Below are 7,276 nucleotides of genomic sequence, written 5' to 3' on the forward strand. Positions count from 1 at the left end.
GACAACCGGGGCGGCGCGGGACGGCTCGGGGGACGGGGCCGGTTCGGTCAAGGGACGCTCCTCGATCACAGGGTTTCGTCACTGTAGGGCCCCTCCGGCGTCCGTCGCCGCCCCGGTTGTCCGTTCGGTCATGTCCCCTGGGCCGATCGGCGTGGATCGAACCTTTCGCGGCTCGCGGCCGTACCAGTGCGCGGGAGGTCGATCACATGGCCGCACGTCGCGCGCTCGCCGCGCTCGCCGCCGTCGCCGCGACGGTGCCGCTGGGCGCCGCGCCGGCCGCGGCGCACGGTGCGCCGACCAGCCCGCTGAGCCGGTCCGCCGCGTGCGGGCCGGAGGGCGGCCGGGCGCAGACGCCCGCCTGTCGGGCCGCGATCGCCGCCGGAGCGGCGGTACGCGAGTGGGACAACATCCGGGTGGCCCGGATCGACGGGCGGGACCGGGAACGCATCCCGGACGGGGAACTGTGCAGCGGCGGGCTGTCCGCGTACCGGGGACTGGACCTGGCGCGCGCCGACTGGCCCGCCACCACGCTCACAGCCGGGGCGCGGCACACGTTCCGCTACCGCACCACCATCCCGCACCGGGGCACGTTCCGGTACTACGTCACCACCGGCTCGTACTCGCCGAAGCGTGCGCTGACCTGGGCGGACCTGGAGAAGAAGCCGTTCCTCCAGGTCACCGACCCGCCGATCCGCGCGGGCGCGTACGAGATGCGGGGACGGCTCCCAGCCGGGCGTACCGGCCGGCACCTCGTCTACGTCATCTGGCAGAACTCGGACACCCAGGACACGTACTACTCCTGCTCGGACGTGATCTTCCGGGCGGCACGCGGTGAGTCGGACGCGTCACCGGCAGCGCCGAAGGCGAGCGCGTCGCCTCCGCGTACCCTCGCCGGCGCGGCGACCGACGAGGAGTCGGCCGTGCCGGTCGCGACGGTGACCGACGGCGGACCCTTGTCCCGGCCGTTGGTCCTCGGCGCGGCGGCGCTCGTCGTCGCGCTGCTCGCCGCGGCGGTGGTCGGACTGCGGCGGACCGGCGGGCCGCCGCCCGGGCGGCCGTGCGGTGTCCGCAACCACCGCGCCGGGCGGCGCCGCATCTGGTGACTCAGCCGAGCAGGCCCTCGATCTCGGCCAGGTCGTTCCCGGCGAGGTCGAGGTTGTCCAGCGCGGCCACGTTGCCCTCCAGCTGCGCCACGCTGCTCGCGCCGATGATGAGGCTGGTCATGCGCGGGTCGCGCAGCGCCCAGGCCAGGGCGAGCTGGGCAAGCGTCTGCCCGCGCCGCTCGGCCACCGCGGCGAGCCCCCGGACCGTCGCCATCGTCTCGTCGTCCAGGTCGCTCTCGTTCAGGAAGACGCTCGTGCGCACCCGCGAGTCGGCCGGGATGCCCTTGAGGTAACGGTCGGTGAGCAGGCCCTGGGCGAGCGGGCTGTACGCGATGCAGCCGGCGCCGACGCGCTCCAGCGTGTCCAGCAGGCCGTCCTCCTCCGTCCAGCGGTTCATCATCGAGTACGACGGCTGGTTGATCAGCAGCGGCGTACCCAGGTCGCGCAGGATCTCGGCGGCCCGCTCGGTCTGCTCCGAGTCGTAGTTGGAGATGCCCACGTAGAGCGCCTTGCCGGAGCGGACGATCGCGTCGAGCGCGCCCATCGTCTCCTCCAGCGGGGTCTCCGGGTCGAACCGGTGCGAGTAGAAGATGTCGACGTAGTCCAGCCCGAGACGGCGCAGCGACTGGTCCAGCGACGAGATCAGGTACTTGCGCGAACCCCACTCGCCGTACGGGCCGGGCCACATCAGATAACCGGCCTTGCTGGAGATCACCAGTTCGTCCCGGTACGGCTTCAGGTCGGTGGCGAGCAGCCGGCCGAAGTTCTCCTCCGCCGAACCAGGCGGCGGGCCGTAGTTGTTGGCCAGGTCGAAGTGGGTGATGCCGAGGTCGAAGGCGCGGCGGACGATGTCCCGCTGTCGCTCGAAGGGGCGGTCCGGTCCGAAGTTGTGCCACAGGCCGAGGGAGATGACAGGCAGCTTCAGCCCGCTCCGGCCGCTGCGCCGGTAGATCATCTCGTGGTAACGGTCGTCGCTGGCGAGGTATGTCACCAGGCCATTCTGTCCGCACCGGAGTGCGCACGCAGCGGCGCGGGTACGTTCGGCCTCATGCGTTACGTGCGGCTCGACACCCCCAAGCCCATTTCCAAGATCGGCCTCGGCACCTGGCAGTTCGGCTCCAAGGAGTGGGGCTACGGCCCCGAGTACGAGCGCCGGGCCGCCGAGATCGTCCGGCGGGCGCTCGACCTGGGCGTGACCCTGTTCGACACCGCCGAGCTGTACGGCTTCGGCCGCAGCGAGCGCATCCTCGGCGCGGCGCTGGGCGACGACCGCGCCAAGGTCGTGGTCGCCAGCAAGATCTTCCCGCTGCTGCCGGTCGCGCCGGTGGTGCAGCAGCGGGCGGTCGCCTCCGCCGCCCGGCTCGGCGTCGACGGCATCGACCTCTACCAGGTGCACCAGGCCAACCCGGTGGTCGCCGACACCACCACCATGCGCGGCATGCGCTCGTTGCAGGACGTCGGACTCGTCGGCGAGGTCGGCGTCAGCAACTACGGCCTGCGCCGGTGGCGGTTCGCCGAGGCCGCGCTGGGCCGCCGGGTGCTGAGCAACCAGGTCCGCTACAGCATGATCGACCGCGGCCCCGAGGAAGACCTCATCCCGTACGCGGAGCAGGCCGGCCGCATCGTCATCGCGTACTCGCCGCTGGCGCAGGGTTTCCTCTCCGGCCGATACGACGCCACGAACCCGCCCGCCGGGGCGGTACGCCGGGCCAACCCGTACTTCCTGCGGGAGAACCTGGAACGCGGCACCCAGCTCATCGCCACGCTGCGCGAGGTCGCCGACGCGCACGACGCCACGCCGAGCCAGATCGCGCTCGCGTACGTGCTGCGGCACCCGAACGTGGTGGCGATCCCGGGCGCCTCCGGGGTCGAGCAGATGGAACGCAACGCGGCCGCCGCCGAGATCGACCTCGCCGACGACGAGTACGCCGCGCTGGTCGCCGCCGCGCACGCGTTCCGCCCGGTCACCGGCCTGGCCGCCGTACCCCGGATGGTCCGCGCCCGCCTCGGTAAGTGAGTGGCGTTCCGGCGGCTTCCCTTGTCGCGACATCGACGACGGAGGCCGCCGGTCATCGGAGCGCGCTAGCGTGGGTCGGGTGACCGCTCCCAACCAGGTTTCCCCGGTCCCGCCCGCCGACCTGCCGAGCACGCTCGGCGAGCTGCGCGCGACCGGCCACCAGTACCGCACGGTCAAACAGGAACTCCGAGACAACCTCCTCGCCCGGATGGGCTCCGGCGAGGAGCGCTTCCCCGGCATCGTGGGCTACGAGGACACGGTGCTGCCCGAGGTCGAGCGCGCGCTGCTCGCCGGGCACGACATGGTGCTGCTCGGCGAGCGCGGGCAGGGCAAGACCCGGCTGATCCGCTCGCTCGGCGGGCTGCTGGACGAGTGGACCCCGGTGATCCCCGGCTCGGTGCTCAACGAGCACCCGATGCACCCGATCACCCCGGCCTCCCGGGCGCTCGTCGAGTCGGCCGGCGACGACCTGCCGATCGGCTGGCTGCACCGCTCGATGCGGTACGGCGAGAAGCTCGCCACGCCGGACACCAGCGTCGGCGACCTGATCGGCGACGTCGACCCGATCCGCCTCGCCCAGGGGCGCACGCTCGGCGACCCGGAGACCATCCACTTCGGGCTCGTACCGCGCACCAACCGGGGCGTCTTCGCCGTCAACGAGCTGCCCGACCTTGCCGAACGCATCCAGGTGGCGCTGCTCAACGTGCTGGAGGAGCGCGACATCCAGGTTCGCGGCTACCAGCTGCGGCTGCCGCTGGACCTGCTGCTGGTGGCCAGTGCCAACCCGGAGGACTACACCAACCGGGGCCGGATCATCACGCCGCTGAAGGACCGGTTCGGCGCGGAGATCCGTACCCACTACCCGCTCGACCTCGATCTGGAGCTGGCGCTGATCCGGCAGGAGGCCGACCTGGTCGCCGTGGTGCCGGAGCACGTGCTGGAGGTGCTCGCCCGGTTCGCCCGCGACGTGCGGGAATCCCCGTCGGTGGACCCGCGCTCCGGCGTGTCCGCCCGGTTCGCCATCGCCGCCGCGGAGACGGTGGCCGCCGCCGCGTTGCGTCGTTCCGGTCTGCTGGCCGGTGCCGCTGCCTCGGCTTCGGCCGGCGCCGGGGTGGCGTCCCGTCCGGAGGCGCCGGTGGCCCGGATCGGGGACACCGTGTCGGTGACCTCCACGCTGCGCGGCAAGGTCGAGTTCGAGAGCGGCGAGGAGGGGCGCGAGATCGAGGTGCTCGCGCACCTGCTGCGTACCGCCACCGCCGAGACGTTCCGCGCCCGGCTCGCCGGGCTCGACCTGTCCGGCTTCACCGCGATCGTCGCCGAGGGCGGCGCCGTCGAGACCGGCGAGCTGGTCTCCTCGTCCGAGCTGCTGCGCCAGGTCGGCACCGTACCGGGGCTGGCCAAGGTGCTCGACCGGCTCGGGCTCGGCGACGCGCCCAGCCCGGAGGAGGCGGCAGCCGGCATCGAGTTCGTGCTGGAAGGGCTGCACCTGACCCGCCGGCTCGGCAAGGACGTCACCGACTCCGGGCGCACCGTCTACGGGGATCGGGACTGACAGTGGCCGGCGGCAACCGCTTCCGGTACGGGCAGTGGCGCGGCGGACCCGACCCGCTCGCCCCGCCGTACGACGTGCGCGCCGCGGTGGACGCGGTCGGCTCCGACGTGCTCGCCGGCGGCAGCCTGCGCGAATCGCTGCGCGAGCTGCTGCGGCGCGGCCCGCAGGGGCGCGGCGGGCTGGACGACCTGGCCGCCCGCGCCCGTCGCCTGCGCCGGGAGGCGCTGCGCCGCGGCGACCTCGACGGCGCCGTCACCAGGGCCCGGGCCCTGCTCGACCAGGCGCTCGCCGCCGAACGCGACGAGCTGCGCGGCCGCGACGGCGACGACGCCCGGTTCGCCGAGGCCGTGCTCGACAACCTGCCCCGCTCCACCGCCCGTGCGGTGTCGGAGCTCTCCGGGTACGACTGGGCCAGCGCGGAGGCACGGCAGACGTACCAGCGGATCCTCGACGGGCTGCGCGGCGACGTGCTGGAGCAGCGCTTCGCCGGGCTGCGCGACGCGGCCCGGGCCACCGCCGACCCGGCCGTCCAGCGGCAGCTCGCCGAGATGATGCGCGACCTCAACGACCTGCTCGCCCGGCACGCCCGCTCCGAGGACACCACCGACGCGTTCGCCGAGTTCATGCGCCGCCACGGGGAGTTCTTCCCGGAACGGCCCAAGGACGTCGACGAGCTGATCGACGTGCTGGCCCGGCGGGCAGCAGCCGGTGAGCGGCTGATGCGGTCGCTGTCGGACCGGCAGCGCGAGGAACTCGCCGGGCTGATGCGCCAGTCGCTCGGCGACCGGCTCGCCGGTGAGCTGTCCCAGCTCGACGCCCACCTGCGGTCGCTGCGGCCGGACCTGAACTGGCAGCGCGGCGAGCGGGTCCGCGGCGACGAGCCGCTCGGCTACGGCGAGGCCACCGGCGCACTCGACGAGATCGCCGAACTCGACGAGCTGCTGGACTCCCTCGACCAGGACCAGCCCGGTGCCACACTCGACGACGTCGACGTGGAGGCCGTCGCCCGCACGCTGGGCCGGGACGCCGCCGACGACGTACGCCGGTTGCGGGAGCTGGAACGCGAACTGCGCCGCCAGGGCTGGGTCACCCGGGACGCGGAAGGGCTTACGCTCAGCCCGAAGGCGCTGCGCCGGCTCGCCGGCACCGCGCTGCGGCGCGTCTTCGCCGACCTGACGGCCGGCCCGCGCGGCCAGCACGACCTCCGCTCGGCCGGCGCGGCCGGCGAGGTGAGCGGTGCGTCCCGCCCCTGGGAGTACGGCGACGAGCAGCCGCTGGACGTGGTGCGCACGCTCACCCGGGCGGTACGCCGGGCCGGTCCCGGAGTGCCGGTACCGCTCGCGGTCGAGGACTTCGAGGTGATGGAGACCGAACGGCGGGCGTCGGCGGCTGTGGTGCTCTGCGTCGACCTGTCGTACTCGATGATCTCGCAGGGGCGCTGGGGCCCGATGAAGCAGACCGCGCTGGCCCTGTCGCACCTGATGGCGACCCGGTTCCCGCAGGACGCGCTGCAGATCGTCGGCTTCGGCCGGGAGGCGATGCCGCTCACCCAGCAGGAGCTGGCGGCGGTGGAGCCGGACATGCAGCAGGGCACCAACCTCCAGCACGCGCTGCGGATCGCCGGCCGGCACCTGCGCCGGCACCCGGGTGCCGAGCCGGTGGTGCTGGTGGTCACCGACGGCGAGCCGACAGCGCACCTGGACCCGGAGGACGGCGAGGCGTACTTCCACTGGCCGCCGCTGCCGGAGACCATTTCGGCGACGATCCGGGAGGTGGACCGGCTGACCCGGTACGGCGCCACGCTCAACCTGTTCATGCTGGGCGACGACCCGGGTCTGCGCCGGTTCGTGGACGCGGTGGCACGGCGTTCGGGCGGCCGAATGTTCACTCCCGACCTGGACGACCTGGGCGAGTACGTGGTCTCCGACTACTTACGCTCCCGCCACGGCCGCCGCTGAGTTCCCTCCCGGCACCCTCTCGCTCGCCCCCGTTCGCTCTCTCGTCGATCTTGAATTTGCGGCGCCCAAGATGCCCGGCTCGCGGCGTCCACGAGGCGCCACAACTCCAAGATCGACAGCTCGCCGCCCAAGGCCCCTCCGCGCTCGCCGATCTTGCACTTCGGTGCCCCGCAAACCGCGCGAATGGGACACCCGGAGGGCGCGAACTGCAAGATCGCGTGCGCACTCCCCGGCACTCGCTCCCACCCCTCGACCAGTCCTGCCCCGGATGGGTCGATCATGAAGTTGGCGGCGTTTGGTGTCCGGTTTGTCGTCGCCAACTTCATGATCGACCGCCAGGGTGGATGCCCGTGGTGCGACCCGTGCACGCGATTCAGTGGATGCTGGCGGTGGGTGGGCGGCCTGCTGCCTGCCTCCCCCCGCCTCGGCGACCTGAGCCGTCTGTAGATCTTGGTACGAAGTGGCCCCTATAAGGGCAATTTCGTACCAAGATCTACGGCCACTCCCGGGGGTACGGACGATGTATCTCAGGTGATGGGAGATCACACTGGGCAGCTTGTCGGTGTGGTGTCCGCTCCAAGCCGGGTGAGCGGAGTGTCCGGGCTGTCTCTTATACACATCTGACGCTGCCGACGAATAGCCTTGT

At 72.7% G+C, this 7,276-nt stretch carries 5 protein-coding genes; 4 read left to right on the forward strand and 1 reads right to left on the reverse strand.

Annotation, left to right across the window (positions count from 1 at the left end; translation table 11 throughout):
- The first annotated feature begins 206 nt into the window (after positions 1–206).
- Positions 207–1,103: a lytic polysaccharide monooxygenase gene (locus tag EAD96_RS01125; protein WP_121682958.1), complete on the forward strand. Its 897-nt coding sequence runs from the start codon at positions 207–209 to the stop codon at positions 1,101–1,103.
- Position 1,104: 1 nt separating this feature from the next.
- On the opposite strand, the gene mgrA is transcribed toward EAD96_RS01125, so the two are convergent.
- The gene (mgrA, locus tag EAD96_RS01130; protein WP_121682959.1) at positions 1,105–2,094 is read right to left on the reverse strand and encodes an L-glyceraldehyde 3-phosphate reductase; all 990 of its coding nucleotides are present in this window, start codon (positions 2,092–2,094) and stop codon (positions 1,105–1,107) included.
- A 57-nt stretch (positions 2,095–2,151) separates the two neighbouring features.
- On the opposite strand from mgrA, the gene EAD96_RS01135 reads away from it, so the two are divergent.
- The 3 genes from EAD96_RS01135 to EAD96_RS01145 all read left to right on the forward strand — a co-directional run bounded on the left by EAD96_RS01135 (position 2,152) and on the right by EAD96_RS01145 (position 6,630).
- Positions 2,152–3,120, forward strand: coding sequence for an aldo/keto reductase (locus EAD96_RS01135; protein ID WP_121682960.1), 969 nt, complete (start codon positions 2,152–2,154; stop codon positions 3,118–3,120).
- A gap of 70 nt (positions 3,121–3,190) precedes the next feature.
- Entirely contained in the window at positions 3,191–4,672 is a 1,482-nt protein-coding gene (locus tag EAD96_RS01140) for a magnesium chelatase (protein ID WP_121682961.1), read from the forward strand.
- Between the two features lie 2 nt (positions 4,673–4,674).
- Entirely contained in the window at positions 4,675–6,630 is a 1,956-nt protein-coding gene (locus tag EAD96_RS01145; RefSeq protein WP_121682962.1) for a VWA domain-containing protein, read from the forward strand.
- Positions 6,631–7,276: the final 646 nt, after the last annotated feature.

Source organism: Micromonospora sp. BL1 (assembly GCF_003667485.1).
In the GTDB taxonomy this organism is placed as follows: domain Bacteria; phylum Actinomycetota; class Actinomycetes; order Mycobacteriales; family Micromonosporaceae; genus Micromonospora; species Micromonospora tulbaghiae.

Excerpts from the sequence above, each read along its gene's own strand:
- EAD96_RS01125 (WP_121682958.1), top strand. The coding sequence starts at position 207 with ATGGCCGCACGTCGCGCGCTCGCCGCGCTCGCCGCCGTCGCCGCGACG.
- EAD96_RS01135 (WP_121682960.1), top strand. The coding sequence starts at position 2,152 with ATGCGTTACGTGCGGCTCGACACCCCCAAGCCCATTTCCAAGATCGGC.